The sequence below is a fragment of the Pseudomonas sp. NY15437 genome (assembly GCF_048068435.1).
Classification (GTDB): Bacteria; Pseudomonadota; Gammaproteobacteria; order Pseudomonadales; family Pseudomonadaceae; genus Pseudomonas; species Pseudomonas nitroreducens_B.
This window is the reverse complement of record NZ_JBLUQC010000012.1, coordinates 63,354-83,324: the sequence shown is the minus strand read 5'-3', so window position 1 is coordinate 83,324 and position 19,971 is coordinate 63,354. Positions and strand designations below refer to the sequence as shown.

17 protein-coding genes are annotated in these 19,971 nt (G+C 66.2%); 4 read left to right on the top strand and 13 right to left on the bottom strand.

Annotation, left to right across the window (positions count from 1 at the left end):
- Positions 1 to 11: 11 nt before the first annotated feature.
- The 3 genes from holA to leuS form a co-directional block, all read right to left on the bottom strand.
- Positions 12 to 1,049, bottom strand: a complete 1,038-nt coding sequence (holA, locus tag ACNFIA_RS23695; RefSeq protein ID WP_416789216.1) for a DNA polymerase III subunit delta — start codon at positions 1,047 to 1,049, stop codon at positions 12 to 14.
- A 36-nt stretch (positions 1,050 to 1,085) separates the two neighbouring features.
- The gene (gene lptE, locus ACNFIA_RS23690) at positions 1,086 to 1,700 is read right to left on the bottom strand and encodes an LPS assembly lipoprotein LptE (RefSeq protein WP_259759112.1); all 615 of its coding nucleotides are present in this window, start codon (positions 1,698 to 1,700) and stop codon (positions 1,086 to 1,088) included.
- A 79-nt stretch (positions 1,701 to 1,779) separates the two neighbouring features.
- Positions 1,780 to 4,401 (bottom strand): leucine--tRNA ligase, encoded by a 2,622-nt coding sequence (leuS, locus tag ACNFIA_RS23685; protein ID WP_416789214.1) that lies wholly within the window; start codon positions 4,399 to 4,401, stop codon positions 1,780 to 1,782.
- A 235-nt stretch (positions 4,402 to 4,636) separates the two neighbouring features.
- Here leuS and ACNFIA_RS23680 point away from each other — a divergent pair, with 235 nt between their 5' ends.
- Together ACNFIA_RS23680 and ACNFIA_RS23675 are read left to right on the top strand one after the other, a co-directional pair.
- The gene (locus ACNFIA_RS23680) at positions 4,637 to 5,068 is read left to right on the top strand and encodes a hypothetical protein (protein WP_259759114.1); all 432 of its coding nucleotides are present in this window, start codon (positions 4,637 to 4,639) and stop codon (positions 5,066 to 5,068) included.
- Between the two features lie 45 nt (positions 5,069 to 5,113).
- Positions 5,114 to 5,875, top strand: coding sequence for a YdcF family protein (locus ACNFIA_RS23675; RefSeq protein ID WP_416789212.1), 762 nt, complete (start codon positions 5,114 to 5,116; stop codon positions 5,873 to 5,875).
- A 193-nt stretch (positions 5,876 to 6,068) separates the two neighbouring features.
- Here the strand turns inward: ACNFIA_RS23675 and lnt are convergent, their stop codons facing one another.
- The 5 genes from lnt to miaB form a co-directional block, all read right to left on the bottom strand.
- A complete protein-coding gene (gene lnt, locus ACNFIA_RS23670) occupies positions 6,069 to 7,601 on the bottom strand; it encodes an apolipoprotein N-acyltransferase (RefSeq protein WP_259759116.1) in 1,533 nt (510 codons plus the stop codon).
- Between the two features lie 222 nt (positions 7,602 to 7,823).
- Complete coding sequence (locus ACNFIA_RS23665; protein WP_015475436.1) at positions 7,824 to 8,663, bottom strand: HlyC/CorC family transporter; 840 nt, start codon at positions 8,661 to 8,663, stop codon at positions 7,824 to 7,826.
- A gap of 21 nt (positions 8,664 to 8,684) precedes the next feature.
- A complete protein-coding gene (ybeY, locus tag ACNFIA_RS23660) occupies positions 8,685 to 9,146 on the bottom strand; it encodes an rRNA maturation RNase YbeY (RefSeq protein WP_416789209.1) in 462 nt (153 codons plus the stop codon).
- Complete coding sequence (locus ACNFIA_RS23655) at positions 9,139 to 10,140, bottom strand: PhoH family protein (RefSeq protein WP_416789207.1); 1,002 nt, start codon at positions 10,138 to 10,140, stop codon at positions 9,139 to 9,141. Before ACNFIA_RS23655 ends, ybeY begins: the two co-directional genes overlap by 8 nt.
- A gap of 104 nt (positions 10,141 to 10,244) precedes the next feature.
- Positions 10,245 to 11,582 carry a tRNA (N6-isopentenyl adenosine(37)-C2)-methylthiotransferase MiaB gene (miaB, locus tag ACNFIA_RS23650; RefSeq protein ID WP_416789205.1) on the bottom strand — a complete coding sequence of 446 codons (1,338 nt, stop codon included), beginning with the start codon at positions 11,580 to 11,582 and terminating at the stop codon, positions 10,245 to 10,247.
- A 137-nt stretch (positions 11,583 to 11,719) separates the two neighbouring features.
- Between miaB and ACNFIA_RS23645 the strand changes: the two genes are divergently transcribed.
- Positions 11,720 to 12,052: a DUF1820 family protein gene (locus ACNFIA_RS23645; RefSeq protein ID WP_416789203.1), complete on the top strand. Its 333-nt coding sequence runs from the start codon at positions 11,720 to 11,722 to the stop codon at positions 12,050 to 12,052.
- A 91-nt stretch (positions 12,053 to 12,143) separates the two neighbouring features.
- Here ACNFIA_RS23645 and ACNFIA_RS23640 read toward each other — a convergent pair whose 3' ends face one another.
- From ACNFIA_RS23640 to ACNFIA_RS23625, 4 genes are all read right to left on the bottom strand, one after another.
- Positions 12,144 to 12,686: a tetratricopeptide repeat protein gene (locus ACNFIA_RS23640; protein WP_017521798.1), complete on the bottom strand. Its 543-nt coding sequence runs from the start codon at positions 12,684 to 12,686 to the stop codon at positions 12,144 to 12,146.
- 228 nt (positions 12,687 to 12,914) lie between these two features.
- Positions 12,915 to 14,201, bottom strand: coding sequence for a glutamate-1-semialdehyde 2,1-aminomutase (gene hemL / locus ACNFIA_RS23635; protein WP_416789201.1), 1,287 nt, complete (start codon positions 14,199 to 14,201; stop codon positions 12,915 to 12,917).
- A gap of 42 nt (positions 14,202 to 14,243) precedes the next feature.
- Entirely contained in the window at positions 14,244 to 14,873 is a 630-nt protein-coding gene (gene thiE / locus ACNFIA_RS23630) for a thiamine phosphate synthase (RefSeq protein ID WP_259759121.1), read from the bottom strand.
- Between the two features lie 16 nt (positions 14,874 to 14,889).
- Positions 14,890 to 15,687, bottom strand: coding sequence for a hydroxymethylpyrimidine/phosphomethylpyrimidine kinase (locus ACNFIA_RS23625; RefSeq protein ID WP_416789199.1), 798 nt, complete (start codon positions 15,685 to 15,687; stop codon positions 14,890 to 14,892).
- A 207-nt stretch (positions 15,688 to 15,894) separates the two neighbouring features.
- On the opposite strand from ACNFIA_RS23625, the gene ACNFIA_RS23620 reads away from it, so the two are divergent.
- The gene (locus ACNFIA_RS23620) at positions 15,895 to 18,285 is read left to right on the top strand and encodes a 7TM diverse intracellular signaling domain-containing protein (RefSeq protein WP_416789197.1); all 2,391 of its coding nucleotides are present in this window, start codon (positions 15,895 to 15,897) and stop codon (positions 18,283 to 18,285) included.
- A 372-nt stretch (positions 18,286 to 18,657) separates the two neighbouring features.
- Here the strand turns inward: ACNFIA_RS23620 and ACNFIA_RS23615 are convergent, their stop codons facing one another.
- Entirely contained in the window at positions 18,658 to 19,680 is a 1,023-nt protein-coding gene (locus tag ACNFIA_RS23615; RefSeq protein WP_017521793.1) for a branched-chain amino acid aminotransferase, read from the bottom strand.
- Positions 19,681 to 19,971 lie beyond the last annotated feature (291 nt).

Here is a 19,971-nt window from a genome sequence, read left to right as displayed (position 1 = left end):
GCGCGTCGGTGTCAGGCTGACGGCAGGCTGATGCGCTGACCGGCCACCAGCAGCGCGAGGCGGGCGAGGCTGTTCCAGACGTTGCCCGCCGCCTGGCCCTTGATCTGTGCGTCGATCAGCTGGGCATCCTGCAGCATCTGGTTCCAGCGGGGCGCGGTGTGGCGTTGCAGGGCCTTGCTCATCAGCGGTCGGCGCTTGTCCCAGATGGGCGGGCGGGCCTGGCTGAAGGCCTTGTCCAGCGGGACGCCCTGGCTGAACTGCTGGGCGAGGCTGGCCAGCACGCGGATCTCCCGGGCCAGGGCCCAGAGGATCACCGGCGGTTCTACCCCTTCGCCGCGCAGGCCTTCGAGCATGCGCAGGCAGTGGGCGGCTTCGCCGTTGAGGGCCGCGTCGATCAGGCCGAATACATCGAAGCGCGCACTGTCAGCCACGGCGGCCTGCACGGTGTCGGCGTCGATCTGCTGGCCGTCGGCGAGCAGCTTGAGTTTCTCGATTTCCTGGGCGGCAGCCAGCAGGTTGCCTTCGACCCGTGCGGCGATCAGGTCCACCGCGTCCTGGCTGGCGGCAAGGCCCGCCTGGGACAGGCGCTGGCGAATCCACTGCGGCAGCTGGTGCACGTCGATCGGCCAGATCTGGATGAACTGCGCGGCATCGCCGTCGATCAGGGCCTTGGCCCACTTGGTCTTCTGCGTGCTGCCGTCGAGCTTGGGCAGGCTGACCAGCAGGACGGTGTCCTCCGGCGGGCGCTGCAGGTATTCCTGGAGGATCGCCGCGCCCTTGTCACCGGGCTTGCCCGAGGGCAGGCGCAGTTCGATGAGGCGCTTTTCGGCGAACAGCGAGAGGCTGGCACCGGCTTCGAGCAGTTGGCCCCAGTCGAAGTTGGCTTCGGCGTTGAACACCTGGCGTTCGCCGAAATCACGCTGGCGGCAGGCGGCGCGGATGGCGTCGCAGGCTTCCTGGCAGAGCAACGGTTCGTCGCCGCTGACCACGTAGACGGGCGCGAGGTTGCCTTGCAGGTGCTTGGCGAGTTGTCCGGGATTGAGCTTCATAATGAGAAAGGGGCCGGTTGGCCGGCCCCTTGTCGCTTACTGTGCTTTCGGGAATTCGATCGGCGACTGCTGCGGCTGAGACTTGGCAGCCTCGTCCGCGGCCTTGAGCGCCTCGGCTTCGGCCTTGGCCTTGGCTTCCGCCTTGGCTTGCAGGTCGTCGAGCTGGGCCGGGGTGATCAGCTGCAGGCGGGTGACCATCTGCTGGACCAGGTCGCGGCGCATCTCGTTGCGGATCTGCTGGGCTTCCTGGTCGGAGCCGATCAGGTTGTTCTCGTCCTGCACGTAGACCTTGCGCACCTGCACCTGGTTGGCGAGCAGCAGCAGGTTGTCACTGCCGCGGATCTCGTAGCTCAGGGTGTTGGTCAGCTCGTTTTCCGCACTGCGCGCGGAGCTGGTGTAGCTCACCGAGCGGCTGGTGGTTTCTTCACGGGCGAGGATCAGGTGATACGGCGCGCGGGAGACGACTTTCACGCCGCTGCCTTCAAGCACCTGCTTGAGCTGTGTGACGGTTTCGCCATAGGCATTGCGCGCGCTCACGTCGATTTCCTTGAGCGCAAAGTTCGTATCGCCCAGGCCGCGCAGTTGGAAACCGCAGGCGCTCAGCACGCTGGCCAGGCCGATCAGCGCGAGGCTGGTCAGGATACGTTTCATCAAGCTTCCCTCACTCCTGTTGATCCGGTATGCCCGTGGCGAAGGTGCCACGGGCGAATGGGTCTTTTCCAGCGTTGCTTTAGTTGGCGACGATATTGACCAGCTTGCCCGGCACCACGATGACCTTGCGGATGGTCAGGCCGTCGGTGAAGCGCAGCACGTTCTCGTTGGCGCGGGCGGCCGCTTCGACGTCCTCGCGGCTGGCGCTGGCGGGCATTTCGATGTGGCCGCGCAGCTTGCCGTTGACCTGTACCACCAGTTGCAGGCTGTCCTGCACCAGGGCGGCTTCGTCGACCTGCGGCCAGCTGGCGTCGATCACGGCGCCGTCCTTGCCCAGCTCCTGCCAGATCACGTGGCAGATGTGCGGGGTGATCGGAGCGAGCAGCAGGGTGACGGTTTCCAGGCCTTCCTGGAGCAGGGCGCGGTCGGTGGCGGATTCGGCCGGGGCTTTCTCCAGCACGTTCATCAGGGTCATCACGGCGGCGATGGCGGTGTTGAACTTGTGGTGCTGGCCCACGTCCTGGCTGGCCTGGCGGATGGCCAGGTGGATGGCGCGGTGGATGGCCTTCTGCGCGTCGTCCAGGGCGGACTTGTCGACGCTGCCGGCGGGGCCTGCGTTGACGTGGCTCTGGGCCAGGCGCCAGACGCGGCGCAGGAAGCGGCTCGCGCCTTCGACGCCGGAGTCGGACCACTCCAGGCTCATGTCCGGCGGCGAGGCGAACATCATGAACAGGCGGCAGGTGTCGGCGCCGTAGGCATCGATCATGGCCTGCGGGTCCACGCCGTTGTTCTTGGACTTGGACATCTTCTCGGTGCCGCCGATTTCCACCGGCAGGCCGTCGGTCTTCAGGCGCGCGCCGATGACCTTGGCCTTGGCATCGCGCTCGACTTCGACATCGGCGGGGTTGAACCAGTCCTTGCTGCCGTTCGGGTTGGTGCGGTAGTAGGTCTCGGCGACCACCATGCCCTGGGTCAGCAGGTTCTTGAACGGCTCGTCGGAGTCGATCAGGCCTTCGTCGCGCATCAGCTTGTGGAAGAAGCGCGCGTAGAGCAGGTGGAGGATGGCGTGCTCGATGCCGCCGATGTACTGATCGACCGGCAGCCAGTAGTTGGCGGCCTTCTTGTCCAGCATGCCGTCTTCGAACTGCGGGCAGGCGTAGCGGGCGAAGTACCAGGAGGACTCCACGAAGGTGTCCATGGTGTCGGTTTCGCGCTTGGCCGGCTGGCCGCATTTCGGGCAGCTGCACTCGTAGAACGACGGCAGCTTGGCCAGGGGCGAACCGGCGCCGTCCGGCACCACGTCCTCGGGCAGGACCACCGGCAGCTGGTCGGCCGGGACCGGCACGTCGCCACAGGCGTCGCAGTGGATGATCGGGATCGGGCAGCCCCAGTAGCGCTGGCGGCTGATGCCCCAGTCGCGCAGGCGGAACTGGGTGCGCTGCTGGCCCAAGCCCTTGGCGGCGAGGTCGGCGCCGATGGCGTCGAAGGCTGCCTGGTAGCCCAGGCCGTCGTACTTGCCGGAGTTGACGGTGATGACACTGTCGTCCTTCAGGCCGTACCACTCTTTCCAGGTGGTCGGCTCGAAGTCGTTGTCGGCGCCGACCTGGGCAATCACCTGCTGGATCGGCAGGGCGTACTTGTTGGCGAACTCGAAGTCGCGCTCGTCGTGGCCCGGAACGGCCATCACGGCGCCTTCGCCGTAGGTCATCAGGACGTAGTTGGCGATCCACACCGGCAGCTTGTCGCCGGTCAGCGGGTGCTCGACGAACAGGGAAGTGGCGACGCCTTTCTTCTCCTGGGTGGCGATGTCGGCTTCGGCGACGCCGCCGCGCTTGCACTCGTCGATGAACGCCTGCAGCGACGGATCGCGCTCGGCGGCCAGGGTGGCCAGCGGGTGCTCGGCGGCCACGGCGACGTAGGTGGCGCCCATCAGGGTGTCCGGACGGGTGGTGAAGACCTTCAACTGGCCCGCTTCGCCGATGGAAGCCTGGTCATAGGGGAAGGCGATCTCCATGCCGCGGGACTTGCCGATCCAGTTGCGCTGCATGGTCTTGACCTGTTCCGGCCAGCCCGGCAGGTCGTCGAGGCTGGACAGCAGCTCGTCGGCGTAGGCGGTGATCTTGAAGTAGTACATCGGGATTTCGCGCTTCTCGATCAGCGCGCCCGAGCGCCAGCCGCGGCCGTCGATGACCTGCTCGTTGGCCAGTACGGTCTGGTCCACCGGGTCCCAGTTCACGGTGCCGTTCTTGCGGTAGATCACGCCCTTTTCGAACAGGCGGGTGAACAGCCACTGCTCCCAGCGGTAGTAGTCCGGCTTGCAGGTGGTGACCTCGCGGGACCAGTCGATCGCCAGGCCCAGGCTGTTGAGCTGGGACTTCATGTAGGCGATGTTGTCGTAGGTCCAGGCCGCCGGTGCGACGTTGTTCTTCATCGCGGCGTTTTCCGCCGGCATGCCGAACGCATCCCAGCCCATCGGCTGCAGGACGTTCTTGCCCTGCATGCGGTGGTAGCGGCTGATCACGTCACCGATGGTGTAGTTGCGCACGTGCCCCATGTGTAGCTTGCCGCTCGGATACGGGAACATCGACAGGCAGTAGAACTTCTCCTTGCCGGCGACTTCGTCGACGCGGAAGGAGTTGTGTTCGTTCCAGAATTTCTGGGCCTGGGATTCGATCTCGAGGGGCTGATATTGCTCGTGCATGGCGCGATTTGAACCTGTACGGAAAAGAAGTGTGCAGCCGGGGAGGTCGAGTGGCCCTCCGCTGAACCGACCCCTGAGAAGACCTGGGTCGGGCGGCTACAGAAAGCCTCGTAGCATACATGACCCCCACCCGAGCCGGTAGCCCGCGCCGTTTGTCGCACGCTCGGTGTGGCGCGGGGTGTGCCGCTAAGCTTTGCCTGAGGGCGGGAGGTTTCCGCCTGTCTTGAGGTGACTGATGGCTGAGCTGCATCGCGCAAGTGCGTCGGGTTCCGGTCTGTATGAACGGTTGTTGCAACGGCTCGCGCTGGCCCTGGATGAGGCCGACACCGCAGAGCGACTACGTGACGAATGCCCCGTGGAACTGGAGTTGCGCGGTTTGAGCAGTGCCGAGATGGAGTTGATCAGGGCGTATCTGGACCAGGATGTGAATTGGCTGCGCGGCTGGCATGCCGCGGCGGAGGAACTCGCCCTGCTGGAGCGCGCGCCGGCCCGTGCGCCGCGCCATGTGCGCCACCCGGTGCCGCCCAGCCGGCCGCGTCTGGTGCCGCGCCCGCAGCAATTGCAGTGCGCGCTGTGCGGCTCGCCGGTGGCCTGGAGTCGCCATCAGGGCGTGCTGCCGTGCACGTCGTGCGGATCGCAGCTGTTCCGCAACGCCAAGGCACGCTGAGAACTTCCCGATCCGTTAGGCTTGGCGCTCGACAAGGAGTCGCCAATGCCTATCCGCTTCATCCTCAAACAGATTTTCATGCCGCCGGGGCTGCTGCTCCTGTTGCTGCTGCTGGGTTTCCTGCTGCGTCGGCGCTACCCGCGCGTGTCGGCGGTGTGCTTCTTTTCCGGTTTCTTCGGCCTGCTGCTGATGAGCCTGCCGGTGACGGTGGAGTGGGGCGCGCGCCAGCTGGAACAGCAGGCACCGCTCAGGCAGGCGGACTGGGCGGGGCTGGCGCAGCGCGCCGACGCCATTGTGGTGCTGGGCGCCGGCCGGGTGCGCGGGGATCGGGCGTGGCAGGACGACCAGCCCGGCCTCATGGCCCGCGAGCGCATTCGCTACGCAGCCCGCCTGGCCAAGGCCAGCGGGCTGCCCGTGCTGACCTCCGGCGGGCTGCATTACGGCACGCCGCCTTCCGAGGCGCGGATCATGGCGCAGAGCCTGCTGGACGATTACGGCGTGCCGGTGCGCTGGGAAGAAGGCCGCAGCCGCACGACCTGGGAGAACGCCCAGTTCAGCGCGCAGATGCTGCGCGAGGCAGGGATCCAGCGGGTGGTGCTGGTCACCAGCGCCATCCACATGCCCCGTTCGATCTGGAGTTTCGAGAAGGCCGGCCTGCAGGTGGTGCCGGCGCCGGCGGGCTATCTCGGCACGGATGACGAGGTGCCCCTGGGCGGCTGGCTGCCCGAAGGACGAGCGATCTGGCAGAGCGGGCAGTTGCTCAACGAGGCGATCGGGTTGGTCGGGTATCGGTTGTTCTATCGCTAGCAGGTTCTTGTAGGAGCGGACTCTGTCCGCGATTGTTTCCGGCGCGATGCGGCCTATCGCGGACGAAGTCCGCTCCTACAGGAATACCTACGATCTGCCAGAGCGAGAAAGCTCCTGTAGGAGCGAGCTTGCTCGTGAACCCGATAGCGGCAAATGAAAAAGGGCCTCTCAATGAGGCCCTTTTTCGTCGGAGTCAGCCGAACAACCGGCGCTCTTCCGGGTGGGTGCGGCGGCGCACCAGCGCCCACACCAGCAGCACCGCGCTGAGAATCGCCAGCGGCCAGACGCGCCATTGCAGGTAGGGCGTCAGGCCCTGCATCGGCACGACTTCGCCGCGCAGCACGCCTTGCTGGAACTGCGGAATCTGCACCGCCAGCTTGCCGAACGGGTCGATCAGCGCGGTCACGCCGTTGTTGGTGCCGCGCACCATCCAGCGCCCGGCTTCCAGGGCGCGCATCTGCGCCATCTGCAGGTGTTGCAGCGGGCCGATGGAGGTGCCGAACCAGGCGTCGTTGCTGATGGTCAGCAGCAGCTGGCTTTGCGCCGCCAGTTCGGCCGCGAACTCCGGATAGACCACTTCGTAGCAGATGTACGGTGCCACCGCGTAACCCTTGGCCTTGAGCAGTGGCTGGTCGGCCGGGCCGCGGGCGAAGTCGGACATGGGCAGGTCGAAGAAGGCGATCAGGCCGCGCAGCAGGTCCTGCAGCGGGACGTATTCACCGAAGGGCACCAGCTTCTGCTTCAGGTAGTTGCCGCTGCCTTCGCCGAGCACGGTGATGCCGTTGTAGTAGCGAATGCCCTCGGCGGTCTTCTCGCGCACCGGCACGCCGGTGATCAGCGCGGCTTTCTTGGCGGTGGCGACGCCGTTGATCATCTCCAGGTAGCCGGTGGCCTGGTCCTTGAGCACCGGCACGGCGGTTTCCGGCCAGACGATCAGGTCCACGCCGTTCTGCTCGGCGGTCAGGTCGCGGTACAGCTCCAGCTGGTGGGTGATGGCCTTCGGGTCCCACTTCATTTCCTGGGCGATGTTGCCTTGCAGAGCGGCGACCTTCAGCGGCGCGCCGGCCGGGGTAGTCCAGGCGTGGCCCTTGTAGCCCAGGCCAGCGGCCCAGGGCGCGATCAGCAGGATCAGCCCGGTGACCAGGCGCGAGGGGCGTTGGGTCAGGGCCGGGATATTGATGATCAGTGCGCCGGTCAGGGCGATGGCGAAGGACACCAGCCATACGCCGCCCAGCGGGGCGAGGCCGGCCAGCGGGCCGTCCAGCTGGCTGTAGCCCGCGTAGAGCCAGGGGAAGCCGGTGAGGAACCAGCTGCGGAACAGCTCCAGCACCACCCACAGCGCGGCGAAGGCCAGCGCATCGCTGACCGGCGCGTTGTTGCGGCGGAAGAACTTTGCCCAGACCCAGGCGGGCAAGGCGAAGAAGAAGGCGACGCCGGCGCTGAAACCGCCGACCAGGAAGCCGGCCAGGGGGCCGGAGGCGCCACCGAAGTTGTGGATGCTGAAGTAGATCCAGCTGGTGCCGGCGATGAAGGCGCCGAAGCCGTACCACCAGCCGCGCCAGAGCGCCGAGCCGGGCGTGGTGCCGCGCAGGCCGAGGTAGAACAGGGCCAGTGACAACACCGCCAGCGGCCAGTAGCCGAACGGAGCCAGGGTCAGCGGGGTGAGCGCGCCAGCGGCCAGGGCGAGCAGATGGCCTGGCAGGCCGGGGCGGGTGATCCAGCGCATCGGGAATCCTTGTGGCGGTTAAGCGATGCGCAAGAGTAATGGAGAGACGAACGGTAGGCTATGGGGATGAAAGCCAAAAGCCATGAGCTGACTGCGGCGGGATGTTGCAGGACGGAGATGGTATGTCTGTAGGAAATGAGCTGGGTGGATTGGCGAGATCCTGTAGGAGCGGACTTCGTCCGCGATCGCGGGCATGGCCCGCTCCTACAGGTGCGCCTTGTTTCAGTCCTGCAGCGGGGTGAGGCGCAGCAGGTGCAGCCGGCGGCTGTCCGCGTTCAGCACGCGGAAGCGGAAACCGCCCAGTTCGGTGGTTTCGTTGCGCTTGGGCAGGTGGCCGAAGGCGCTCATCACCACGCCGCCGACGGTGTCGAATTCCTCGTCGGAGAATTCCGCCCCGAAGAAATCGTTGAAGGCTTCCACCGGGGTCAGTGCCTTGACGATGAAGTCACCGCTGGGCAGCGGCTTGATGTAGCTGTCTTCCTCGACGTCGTGCTCATCCTCGATGTCGCCGACGATCTGCTCCAGCACGTCCTCGATGGTCACCAGCCCGGCCACGCCGCCGTATTCGTCGATGACGATGGCCATGTGATTGCGGTTGGCGCGGAACTCGCGCAGCAGCACGTTCAGGCGCTTGGACTCGGGCACGAAGGTGGCCGGGCGCAGCAGGTCCTTGATGTTGAAGGCGTGGTTCTGGTCGTGAAGGATCAGCGGCAGCAGGTCCTTGGCCAGCAGGACGCCCATGATGTCGTCCAGGCTCTCGCCGATCACCGGGTAGCGCGAGTGCGCCGCTTCGATGATGGCCGGCAGGAAATCCGCAGGTTTCTGCGTCGACTTGATGGAGATCATCTGCGAACGCGGGATCATGATGTCGCGAACCTGGAGGTCCGCCACCTGGATCGCACCTTCGACGATGGACAGCGCTTCGCTGTCCAGCAGCTTGTTGTCGTGGGCTTCGCGCAGCAGCTCAAGCAGCTCCTGGCGGTTTCTCGGCTCATGGGCAAAAGCCTGGGTGATCTTGTCCAACCATGACTTGTGCCCATTGCTCGATCGGTCTTCGCTCATCTTTTCCTTGCTCGGTGGCTTTTATTCTTCATCGGCCGCGTACGGGTCGGGGTGACCCAGTTCGGCCAGCAATTCCCGTTCCAGGCCTTCCATTTCCTCGGCTTCGGCATCGTCGATGTGATCGTGGCCGAGCAGGTGGAGGCAGCCGTGGATGACCAGGTGGGCCCAGTGGGCCTCGGCGGACTTGCCCTGTTCGGCGGCCTCGCGGGTGACCACGGGGGCGCAGATCACCAGGTCGCCGAGCAGCGGGATGTCCAGCAGCTCATCGGGAACGTCGGCGGGGAAGGACAGTACGTTGGTGGCGTAGTCCTTGTGTCGCCAGGTCTTGTTCAGTTCGCGCCCTTCGGCTTCGTCCACCAGGCGGATGGTGAGTTCAGAATCGTTCTGGCGCTGGCGCAGGGCCAGTTCGCACCAGTGACGGAACTGCGCCTCGCTCGGCAGGCCAGGCGCTTGCGAGGCGACCTGCAGGTCTAGTTCAAGCATGTTTGTTGCCCTGGCCTTCCGCGCCGGTCAGGCGATTCTCGTAGGCGTCGTAGGCATCGACGATGCGCTGCACCAGCGGGTGGCGCACCACGTCCTTGGACTTGAAGTGGGTGAAGCTGATGCCGGGAACGTCGCGCAGCACTTCCATCACGTGCTTGAGACCCGAGCGCGTGCCTTTGGGCAGGTCGACCTGGGTGACGTCGCCGGTGATCACCGCGGTGGAGCCGAAGCCGATGCGGGTGAGGAACATCTTCATCTGTTCCATCGTGGTGTTCTGGCTTTCGTCGAGGATGATGAAGCTGTTGTTCAGCGTGCGGCCGCGCATGTAGGCCAGCGGCGCGACCTCGATCACCTGGCGTTCGATCAGCTTGGCCACGGTCTCGAAGCCGAGCATCTCGTACAGGGCGTCGTACAGCGGGCGCAGGTAGGGGTCGATCTTCTGCGACAGGTCGCCGGGCAGGAAGCCGAGTTTCTCGCCGGCTTCCACCGCCGGGCGTACCAGCAGGATGCGACGGATCTGCTCGCGCTCCAGGGCGTCCACGGCGCAGGCCACGGCGAGATAGGTCTTGCCGGTGCCGGCCGGGCCGATGCCGAAGTTGATGTCGTGGTCGAGGATCGCCTTGACGTAGCGCTGCTGGTTGGCGCCGCGCGGGCGGATGTGCGCCTTGCGGGTCTTGAGCGTCACCAGCGGGGCGGCCGGCTCGCTGGCCAGGTCTTCCAGGCCGGATTCCTGCAGGAACAGGTGGACCATGTCGGGCGTCAGCTCGGTGCCGTTCTGCACTTCACGGTAGAGGCGCTGCAGGAGGTTCTCGGCCGCTTGGGTGCGCTCGGGCTCACCGACCAGTTCGAACTGGTTGCCGCGGTTGCGGATCTCGATGCCGAGGCGCTTCTCGATCTGGTGCAGGTGTTCGTCGAACTGGCCGCACAGGTTGGCGAAGCTGCGGGCCTCGAAGGGCTCGAGCATGAAACGATGGATATCCAGGGGGGCGTTCAAGGGCTGTCTAAGTCGCCGTGCTGCAAAGGGAGATGGTCGAAGAATAACCCCAGGCGACTGAGTACGAAAGTTCGGCCGCCATCGGAGTCGTCATCGGTGGGGTGTCAGTGACGTGTGTCCACCAGGGTCGCGCGCAGGGAATTGGGCAGCGCCTCGTAGATTTCCACGTCGACGAACTGGCCGATCAGGCGCGGGTTGTCGCAGCGGAAGTTGACCACGCGGTTGTTCTCGGTGCGCCCCTGCAACTGGCCGGGGTCGCGCTTGGCGTAGTCGGTGACGAGGATGCGCTGGATGCTGCCGACCATCCGTCGGCTGATCTCGAAGCCCTGCTGGTTCAGGCGGCTGTTGAGGATCAGCAGACGCTGCTTCTTCACCTCGTCCGGGGTGTCGTCGACCAGGTCGGCGGCCGGGGTGCCCGGGCGCGAGCTGTAGATGAAGGAGAAGGAGAAGTCGAAACCGACGTCTTCCACCAGCTTCATGGTCTGTTCGAAGTCCTTCTCGGTCTCGCCGGGGAAGCCGACGATGAAGTCCGAACTGATGCAGATGTCCGGCACGGCGGCCTTCAGCTTGCGGATGCGCGACTTGTATTCCAGCGCGGTGTGGTTGCGCTTCATCGCGGCCAGGATGCGGTCGGAACCGGCCTGCACCGGCAGGTGGACGAACTTCACCAACTGCGGCACTTCGGCGTGGGCGGCGATCAGCGAGTCGGAAAATTCCAGCGGGTGCGAAGTGGTGTAGCGGATGCGCTCGATGCCATCGACCTCGGCGACCACGCGGATCAGCTCGGCGAAGTCGGCGAGGCGGCCGTCGTGGGTCTGGCCACGGTAGCCGTTGACGTTCTGGCCCAGCAGGGTGACCTCCTTGACGCCGTTCTCGGCCAGGTGGATCACCTCGGCCAGCACGTCGTCGAACGGGCGGCTGACTTCCTCGCCACGGGTATAGGGCACCACGCAGAAGGTGCAGTACTTGCTGCAGCCTTCCATCACCGAGACGAAGGCGGTGGGGCCGTCGACGCGGGGCTCGGGCAGGCGGTCGAACTTTTCGATTTCCGGGAAGGACACGTCCACCTGCGGTTTGCGGGTGGCGCGGGCGGCGTCGATCATCTCCGGCAGGCGGTGCAGGGTCTGCGGGCCGAACACCACGTCGACGTAGGGCGCGCGCTCGCGGATCGCCGCGCCTTCCTGGCTGGCCACGCAGCCGCCGACGCCGATCACCAGGTCCGGGTTCTGCTGCTTGAGCACGCGCCAGGCGCCCAGCTCGGAGAACACCTTCTCCTGGGCCTTCTCGCGGATCGAGCAGGTATTGAGCAGGATGACGTCGGCTTCTTCGGCCTTCTCGGTGATCTCCAGGGCCTGGTGTTCACCCAGCAGATCGGCCATGCGCGAGCTGTCGTACTCGTTCATCTGGCAACCGTGGGTCTGGATGAAAAGCTTCTTGGCCATGGAATCTGTCTTGAGCTGGTTAAAAAATGACCGCGCATTATATGCCTCGACGCCGGTGTCTACCAGCGGCGGCGCATGAGGGGCGGCTGTCTGTGCTATGCTGCGTGCCCTTTTTGTACGGCTGTCATCCTTCGTTCATGAGCAAGCGCGAGAACCCGATCTACAAGGTGGTCTTCCTCAACCAGGGCCAGGTGTACGAGATGTACGCCAAACAGATCTACCAGAGCGATCTGTGGGGCTTCCTGGAGATCGAGGAGTTCGTCTTCGGCGAGCGCACCCAGGTGGTGGTGGACCCCAGCGAGGAGAAGCTCAAGGCGCAATTCGACGGCGTCATCCGCAGCTTCGTGCCGCTGCACTCGATCATCCGCATCGACGAGGTGGAGCGCCTGGGCACTGCCAAGATCAGCGAGGCCAAGCCCAGCGGCAACGTGATGCCGTTCCCCATGCCGATGCCGGATAAGAACAGCTGAAAGCGGCAAGCGAAAAGCGACAAGTAGCGGCAGGATAGTGCTTGCAGCTTGCAGCTTGCAGCTTGCAGCTTGCAGCTGCGGCCTCTGGCCGCTACGGCAGCGGCGAGAACGGCGAGTTGCCGGCGGTCTGCAGTTCGATCAGGTAGTTGCGGAAGATTTGCCCGAGGACCTTGGTGGCGATGTCCAGCTCGTCCTTGTTCATCTGCTCGGCGACCAGGTCGGCGCTGTCCATGGCGTCTTCGGCGCCGTTGACCGCCGCCATCTTCAGCACGATGTAAGCCTGCACGTTATTGGCCTTCACGCCTTCGCCGCGGAAGAACATGGTGCCCAGGCGCAGCTGCGCATCGGCGTGGCCTTGCAGCGAGGCCTTCTCGTACCAGTGCAGGGCTGCCTGGAAGTCGCGCGGGGCGCGTTCGCCGGTATAGAAGAATTCCCCCAGTTCGAACTGTGCCTGGGCGTCGCCGGCATTGGCGGCCTGCTGGCAACTGGCCAGGGCCTGTTGCAGCTGTTCGGGCACGGTGTTCAGGGTGCAGCGTCCGGTGGCTGGAATCAGCAGCGAGTTGCCGCCCGCCTGAGTGAACAGGGGCAGTGCGAGCAACAGGCAACCCAGCAGGGTGCGACCGGAACGGTACATGGGGAGAAACGGCCTCCAGGATCGGGGCGGGTAAAACCCGGCCAGCGAAATGCGCCAGCCTTCACATTATGAAATAAGCGGGCGCTTCCTTACAAAGTCTTTACCTTCTTTTCTGTTTTTTTGCTGGAAACGGCAACTGGGGCGGGGTGGGCGTAACGCGGGGATAAAGTCCCGGAAGCCGCGGAACCCAACGCAAGGCGCCCGGTCGGGCGCCTTGGCGAGAAGGGCTTACTTGAGCGCGGCGAAGGCGCGCTCGGCGGCGTCCAGGGTCAGTTTCAGCTCGGTTTCGCCGTGGGCGATGGAGGTGAAGCCGGCCTCGAAGGCGCTCGGCGCCAGGTAGACGCCAGCGTCCAGCATCAGGTGGAAGAAGCGCTTGAAGCGTTCCACGTCGCTGCCCATCACGTCCTCGAAGGTGACGATGTCGTCCGCGCCGCTGAAGTACAGGCCGAACATCGCGGCGCCCGCCTGGGTGGTCACGAAGGGCACGCCCGCGGCGTCGGCGCGGTCCTGCAGGCCTTGCAGCATGCGGGTGGTGTAGCTGTTCAGCTCGTCGTGGAAGCCGGGGCGGCTGATCAGGCGCAGGGTGGTCAGGCCGGCGGCCATGGCCAGCGGGTTGCCCGACAGGGTGCCGGCCTGGTAGACCGGGCCGAGCGGGGAAATCTGCTCCATGATCTGGCGCTTGCCGCCAAAGGCGCCGACCGGCATGCCGCCGCCGATGATCTTGCCGAAGGTCGACAGGTCCGGGGTGATGCCGTAGTGCGCCTGGGCGCCGCCCAGGGCCACGCGGAAGCCGGTCATCACTTCGTCGAAGATCAGCACCACGCCGTGCTGGTCGCACAGGCTGCGCAGGCCTTCGAGGAAGCCCGGCGCCGGCGGCACGCAGTTCATGTTGCCGGCCACCGGCTCGACGATGATGCAGGCCACGTCCTTGCCGACTTCGCCCAGGGTCTTCTCCACCGCGGCGATGTCGTTGTAGGGCAGGGTCAGGGTGTGCTTGGCGAAGGCCGCCGGCACGCCCGGGGAATTCGGCACGCCGAAGGTCAGGGCCCCGGAGCCGGCTTTCACCAGCAGGCTGTCGGAGTGGCCGTGGTAGCAGCCTTCGAACTTGATGATGCTGTCGCGGCCGGTATAGCCACGGGCCAGGCGGATGGCGCTCATGGTCGCTTCGGTGCCGGAGCTGACCATGCGCACCATGTCCATGGACGGCACCAGGGAGCAGACCAGGTCGGCCATTTCCACTTCCAGCGCGGTCGGCGCGCCGTAGGACAGGCCGTGGTCGAGCTGCTGGCGCACGGCGTCGAGCACGTCCGGGTGGCTGTGGCCGAGGATCATCGGGCCCCAGGAGCCGACGTAGTCGACGTAGCGCTTGTCATCCTCGTCCACCACATAGGCGCCTTCCGCGTGCTTGAAGAACAGCGGGGTGCCGCCGACGCTCTTGAACGCTCGCACCGGCGAGTTCACGCCACCGGGGATGTGTTTCTGGGCATTGGCGAAAAGCGTTTCGGAACGGGACATGGTGTACCTCGCGAAGCTGTGAAGGGCTGGGCGCGCAGGCGCTCAGCGGGTTTCGAAGAGTTGACTGAAGGCGCGCGCGCGCTGTTCGACTTCGGCCGGGGAGTCGGCGGCGAACAGGGCGTGGATCACGGCGATCATGTCGGCGCCGCGGGCGATCAGCTCGGGCGCGTTGTCCAGGGTGACGCCGCCGATGGCCACCAGTGGCACGTTGAAGCGGGCCTTGGCCTGCTCCAGCAGCTCGACGCTGGCGGCGGAGGCGCCGGGCTTGGTCTGGGAGGCGAAGAAGCGGCCGAAGGCGACGTAGCTGGCGCCTTCGGCGATGGCCTTCTCGGCCAGTTCGAGGCTGGCGTGGCAGGTGCCGCCGATTACCGCCTGACGGCCCAGCAGGGCGCGGGCGGCGGCCAGCGAGCCGTCGGTTTGCCCCAGGTGCACACTGACGCCCAGGCGGGCGGCCAGTTCGGCGTCGTCATTGATCAGCAGCGTGGCGCCGTAGCGCGCACAGAGCTCGCGCAGGGCCTCGGCTTCGCGCAGGCGGCGCGAGGCGTCGTCGGACTTGTCGCGGTACTGCAGCAGCCTGGCGCCGCCCTTGAGCGCGGCTTCGACGTAGGGCAGCAGGCGGCCGCCGTCGAGCAGCTGGCTGTCGGTGATGGCGTAGAGTCCGCGCAGTTTCATCAGGGCCTCAATCAGATCAGTTGCAGTAGTCCAGCGGCAGGCGGCGTGGCACGTACTGGCCATGGCCGGGGGCTTCCGCGTCGCGCAGGGTGCGCCAGGTGTAGTCCAGGGCGCTGCGCACCGCGCTCACCAGTTCTTCGCCCAGGGCCAGGCGGCCGGCGAGGGTGCTGGCCAGGGTGCAGCCCGAGCCGTGGTAGCTGCCCGGCAGGCGCTGGCAGGTAAAGGTGTGGCGCTGGCCGTCACGGGTGTACAGGCGATTGTGCACCTCGGATTCGTCGCCGTGGCCGCCGGTGATCAGCAGGGTCTGGATGAACGGCAGCAGCTTCTCGGCGCACTCGTCCGCGCTGCCTTCGGGCAACTCGGCGAGGATGCGCGCCTCCGGCAGGTTCGGCGTCGCCACGGCGGCGATCGGTAGCAGGCGCTCGCGCATGGCATAGCCGACGTCGTCCTTGCCCAGCGAGCCGCCGCCGCCGGCGCGCAGCACCGGATCGCAGACCAGCGGGATGCCCGGCAGCGACTGCATGATCTCGACCACCGTGTCGACCATCTGCACCGAGCCGAGCATGCCCAGCTTGACCGCGGCCACCGGCAGGTCGGCGATCACGGCGTTGGCCTGGGCCAGCACCCAATCGCGGTCGAGCACGCGGAAGTCGGAAACGTTGACGGTATCCTGAACGGTCAGTGCGGTGACGGTAGGCGCCGCGTGGCAGCCTTGGGCGATCAGGGCTTCGATATCGGCCTGCAGGCCGGCACCGCCACTGGGATCGTGGCCGGACAGGCAGAGCACTACGGGACGGGAGGCAGGTGTTTTCATGGCGCGGGAGCTTATCACCAAAACGCGCCGCTGAGCTGACCGAACGGTCCACGGCAATCACCGTGCCGCGCTCTGCGCGAATCGTCGAATGCCACGGGCCACAAGGGCTGTGCTAGAGTTCGCCGATTCCAACACAACGCCACCACGGTGCGCCAAAGCGGGAGATGGGGATCTCCGGCGTGGCTGTCGGCGGCACTGCGGGGCACCATGCGGCACTGGCTGATCTTCCTGATCCTTTTCATCCTCTCGCCAGTGGCGAGCGCCATCAGCTTCGACGAGCACGTCGGGCAACTGCCCCTGGGGCGGGCGATGGATGTCTTCGAGGACGTGCGCGGCACGGCCGACATCGCCGAGATCAGCTCGCCGGCGCTGGCCGCCAGTTTCCGTCGCCATGAGCGCGACGTGCTCAACGCTGGTTATTCGCGCTCGGTGTTCTGGCTGCGCCTGGACCTGGACTATCAGCCCAAGGCTTCCAGTGACCCGGCCAACTGGCTGCTGGAGCTGGCCTACCCGCCGCTGGACAAGCTCGACCTGTACCTGCCCGACGGCCGCGGCGGCTTCGCGCTGGCCCAGCGCACCGGCGACACCCTGCCATTCGACAGCCGGCCGATTCGCCAGAACAACTACCTGTTCGACCTCAAGCTCGAGCCGAACCAACCGCTGCGCGTCTACCTGCGCCTGGAAAGCCAGGGCTCGATCCAGGCACCGCTGACGCTCTGGTCGCCCAAGGCGTACCTGGAAGAACAGCCGGGACGCATCTACGTGCTGGGCATCATCTATGGCGTGCTGCTGGTGATGATGATCTACAACCTGTTCATCTTCCTCAGCGTCCGCGACACCAGCTACCTCTACTACATCCTTTATATAGCCTCGTTCGGCTTCTACCAGATCTCGGTCAACGGCGCGGGCATCGAGTACTTCTGGCCGAACAACCCCTGGTGGGCCAACGCCTCCACGCCCTTCCTGATCGGCTCGGCCGGGCTGTTCGGCTGCCAGTTCGCCCGCAGCTTCCTGCACACCCGCGAGCACAGCCTGTGGATCGACCGCATCCTGCGGGTGCTGATGGGCGTCGGTGCGCTGGTGATGGTGCTGGCGCTGACCGTGAGCTACGCCATCGCCCTGCGCCTGGCCACCTACCTGGCGCTGGCCTTCACCGTGGTGATCTTCACCGCCGGCATCGTCGCCTGGCTGCGCGGCATGCGCGTGGCGCGCTATTTCATCTTCGCCTGGAGCGCCTTCCTGCTCGGCGGGATCATCAACACGCTGATGGTGCTGGGCCTGCTGCCCAACGTCTTCCTCACCATGTACGCCAGCCAGATCGGCTCGGCGCTGGAGGTCGGCCTGCTGTCCCTGGCGCTGGCGGATCGCATCAACGCCATGAAGGAGGAACGCACGCGCATCCTCCAGGAAACCAGCCGCAAGCTGGAACAACTGAACCTGGAACTGGCCAGCAGCAACCGCCTCAAGGACGAATTCCTCGCCACCGTCACCCACGAGCTGCGCACGCCGATGAGCGGCGTCATCGGTTCGCTGGAACTGATGCAGACGGTGCCGATGGATATCGAGCTGACCCAGTACCACAAGACCGCCAGCGGTTCGGCGCGGGACATGATGCGCATGGTCAACGACATCCTCGCGCTGATCGAGCTGCAGGCCGGCAAGCTCTACCCGCGCCGCGAGCCGTTCAGCCTGCGCGGGCTGTGCGACGGGCTGCGCGCGCAGTACGCGCCGCGCGCCGAGGAACGCGGGCTGCGCTTCGTCCTGCAACTGGATGAGAGCCTGCCCGACACCCTCGAAGGCGACGCCGGCAAGCTGGCCCAGGCGCTGGGCTACCTGATCGACAACGCCATCAAGTTCACCCACCAGGGTGGCGTGCACCTGCGCGTGGGGGGAACGACGAATGCCGAAGGGCTGGCGCTGCGCGTCGAGGTGCAGGACAGCGGCATCGGCTTCTCGACGCCGTCGGACGGTGCGCTGTATCAGCGCTTCTTCCAGCTCGACGGCTCACTCACCCGCGAGTACGGCGGCCTCGGCATTGGCCTGGCGCTGTGCCGCAAGCTGGTGGCGCTGCTGGGTGGCACCCTGAGCCACGAGTCCGTGCCGGGGCAGGGCAGCCGCTTCGCGCTGGAACTGCAGGTCGGCCAGCCGGCCCAGAGCATTGCCCCGCCGCCGCGCCGCGCCGGTGGCCAGGCGCTGCGCAGCCCGGACCAGTGCACCGTGCTGGTGGTGGAAGACAACGCCATCAACCAGCTGGTGATCCGCGGCATGCTGCTCAAGCTCGGCTACCGCGTGCGCACCGCCGACAACGGCGCCGAAGCCATCGAGCTGCTGCGCCGGGAGACCATCGACACCGTGCTGCTGGACTGCCAGATGCCGGTGATGGACGGCTTCGCCACCTGCCGCGCGATCCGCACCCTGCCGGGCTGTACGGACCTGCCCGTATTGGCCATCACCGCCCATAGCCACAGCGGCGACCGCGAGCGCTGCCTGGCCGCCGGGATGAGCGACTACATGGCCAAGCCGGTGAAGTTCGAGGAGCTGCAGACGCTGCTGCACGACTGGCTGCTGTGCCAGCCGGCGTTGCCGAGCCAGGCCTGACCGGAAACGCGCCAGGCCGCCTGCATGTGCCGCGGAATCCATGCCGTTCTGTTCGCGAGCAAGCTCGCTCCTACGAAGAGCGCGCCGGAGCAGACCTGTAGGAGCGAGCTTGCTCGCGAACAGGTCTTAGGGCCGGCAGGCGGCAGCGGCTTACCCCTGTAGGAGCGGGCCATGCCCGCGATCGCGCGCATGGCGCGCTCCCACAGTGTTGCACCACGCCTGCCGAGTCGCAGGAGTGGACTCTGTCCGCGCTTGGCCACGCTGCGCGCTGGACACCATCACCGGCGAAGTTCGCTCCTACGGCTGTGAGCCCATGAAAAACGCCGCGGTACCTTGCGGTAGCGCGGCGTTTCTCTGAGCGGGCTGTCAGTCTCAGTCGACCTTGACCACCCAGCCTTCCGGGCCTTCCACATCGCCCTTCTGGATGCCGGTCAGCTCTTCGTACAGGCGACGGGTCACGGGGCCGACGTCTTCGCGGCTGAAGAACACGTGCAGGTTGTCCTTGTACTGGATGCCGCCGATCGGCGTGATCACCGCCGCGGTGCCGCAGGCGCCGGCCTCCTTGAAGCGGGCCAGGTCGTCGATCTGCACGTCGCCTTCGATCACCTTCAGGCCCAGGCGCTGCTCGGCCAGTTGCATCAGCGACAGGCGGGTGATGCCCGGCAGCACGGAACTGGAGCGCGGGGTGACGAACTCGTTGTCGTGCGTGATGGCGAAGAAGTTGGCCGAGCCCACTTCCTCGATGCGGCTGTGGGTGGCCGGGTCGAGGTAGATGCAGTCGGCGAAGCCGTCTTTCTTGGCCTGGGCGCCCGGCATCAGGCTGGCGGCGTAGTTGCCGCCGACCTTGGCGGCGCCGGTGCCGTTGGGCGCGGCGCGGTCGTAGGTGGAAATCACGAAGTCATGGGGCTTCATGCCGCCCTTGAAGTAGGCGCCGACCGGGATGCAGAACACCGAGAAGATGAACTCCGGGGCCGGGCGCACGCCGATGTTGTCGCCGACGCCGATCACGAACGGGCGCAGGTACAGCGCGCCGCCGGAGCCGTACGGCGGAATGAAGCGCTCGTTGGCGCGCACGACCTGCTTGCAGGCATCGATGAACTGCTGTTCGGACACCTGCGGCATCAGCACGCGGGCGCAGCTGCGGGCCATGCGCGCGGCGTTCTGGTCCGGGCGGAACAGGTTGATCGAGCCGTCCTTGCAGCGGTAGGCCTTCAGGCCTTCGAAGCACTGCTGGCCGTAGTGCAGGGCCGAGGAGCCCTCACTGATGTGCAGGGTGTTGTCTTCGGTCAGCTTGCCGTCGTCCCACAGACCATCGCGCCAGTGGGAGATGTAACGGAAGTCGGTCTTGATGTAATCGAATCCGAGCGTGCCCCAATCGATGTCTTTCTGTTCCATGGTTGCCTCAATTCAATGGGATTACCTGCGGTTGCCGCGCGCCGAGCAAGGCAGGCGAGCATCCGGGCAGAGGGTTTGGCGGGCTCTGGCGGCGGGCTGCCCGAATCGACTAGCGATTGGGTGGCGCGGCGGGAACGGCGTTCTCCGCGGGATGGTCACCGCCAGGACTCCATCAAGACTTGCCATGATACCGGCGATATTCGCGGCTGTGGGGCCTGCCTGCGAATATCGCTGCCATCAGTCGTCTGGAGAAACGAGCGACACGCGCCCGCGGGTGGTGCGCCGCGTTGT

Coding starts and splice junctions, on each gene's coding strand:
- holA (WP_416789216.1), bottom strand. CDS start 1,049: ATGAAGCTCAATCCCGGACAACTCGCCAAGCACCTGCAAGGCAACCTC.
- lptE (WP_259759112.1), bottom strand. CDS start 1,700: ATGAAACGTATCCTGACCAGCCTCGCGCTGATCGGCCTGGCCAGCGTG.
- leuS (WP_416789214.1), bottom strand. CDS start 4,401: ATGCACGAGCAATATCAGCCCCTCGAGATCGAATCCCAGGCCCAGAAA.
- ACNFIA_RS23680 (WP_259759114.1), top strand. CDS start 4,637: ATGGCTGAGCTGCATCGCGCAAGTGCGTCGGGTTCCGGTCTGTATGAA.
- ACNFIA_RS23675 (WP_416789212.1), top strand. CDS start 5,114: ATGCCTATCCGCTTCATCCTCAAACAGATTTTCATGCCGCCGGGGCTG.
- lnt (WP_259759116.1), bottom strand. CDS start 7,601: ATGCGCTGGATCACCCGCCCCGGCCTGCCAGGCCATCTGCTCGCCCTG.
- ACNFIA_RS23665 (WP_015475436.1), bottom strand. CDS start 8,663: ATGAGCGAAGACCGATCGAGCAATGGGCACAAGTCATGGTTGGACAAG.
- ybeY (WP_416789209.1), bottom strand. CDS start 9,146: ATGCTTGAACTAGACCTGCAGGTCGCCTCGCAAGCGCCTGGCCTGCCG.
- miaB (WP_416789205.1), bottom strand. CDS start 11,582: ATGGCCAAGAAGCTTTTCATCCAGACCCACGGTTGCCAGATGAACGAG.
- ACNFIA_RS23645 (WP_416789203.1), top strand. CDS start 11,720: ATGAGCAAGCGCGAGAACCCGATCTACAAGGTGGTCTTCCTCAACCAG.
- ACNFIA_RS23640 (WP_017521798.1), bottom strand. CDS start 12,686: ATGTACCGTTCCGGTCGCACCCTGCTGGGTTGCCTGTTGCTCGCACTG.
- hemL (WP_416789201.1), bottom strand. CDS start 14,201: ATGTCCCGTTCCGAAACGCTTTTCGCCAATGCCCAGAAACACATCCCC.
- thiE (WP_259759121.1), bottom strand. CDS start 14,873: ATGAAACTGCGCGGACTCTACGCCATCACCGACAGCCAGCTGCTCGAC.
- ACNFIA_RS23625 (WP_416789199.1), bottom strand. CDS start 15,687: ATGAAAACACCTGCCTCCCGTCCCGTAGTGCTCTGCCTGTCCGGCCAC.
- ACNFIA_RS23620 (WP_416789197.1), top strand. CDS start 15,895: ATGCGGCACTGGCTGATCTTCCTGATCCTTTTCATCCTCTCGCCAGTG.
- ACNFIA_RS23615 (WP_017521793.1), bottom strand. CDS start 19,680: ATGGAACAGAAAGACATCGATTGGGGCACGCTCGGATTCGATTACATC.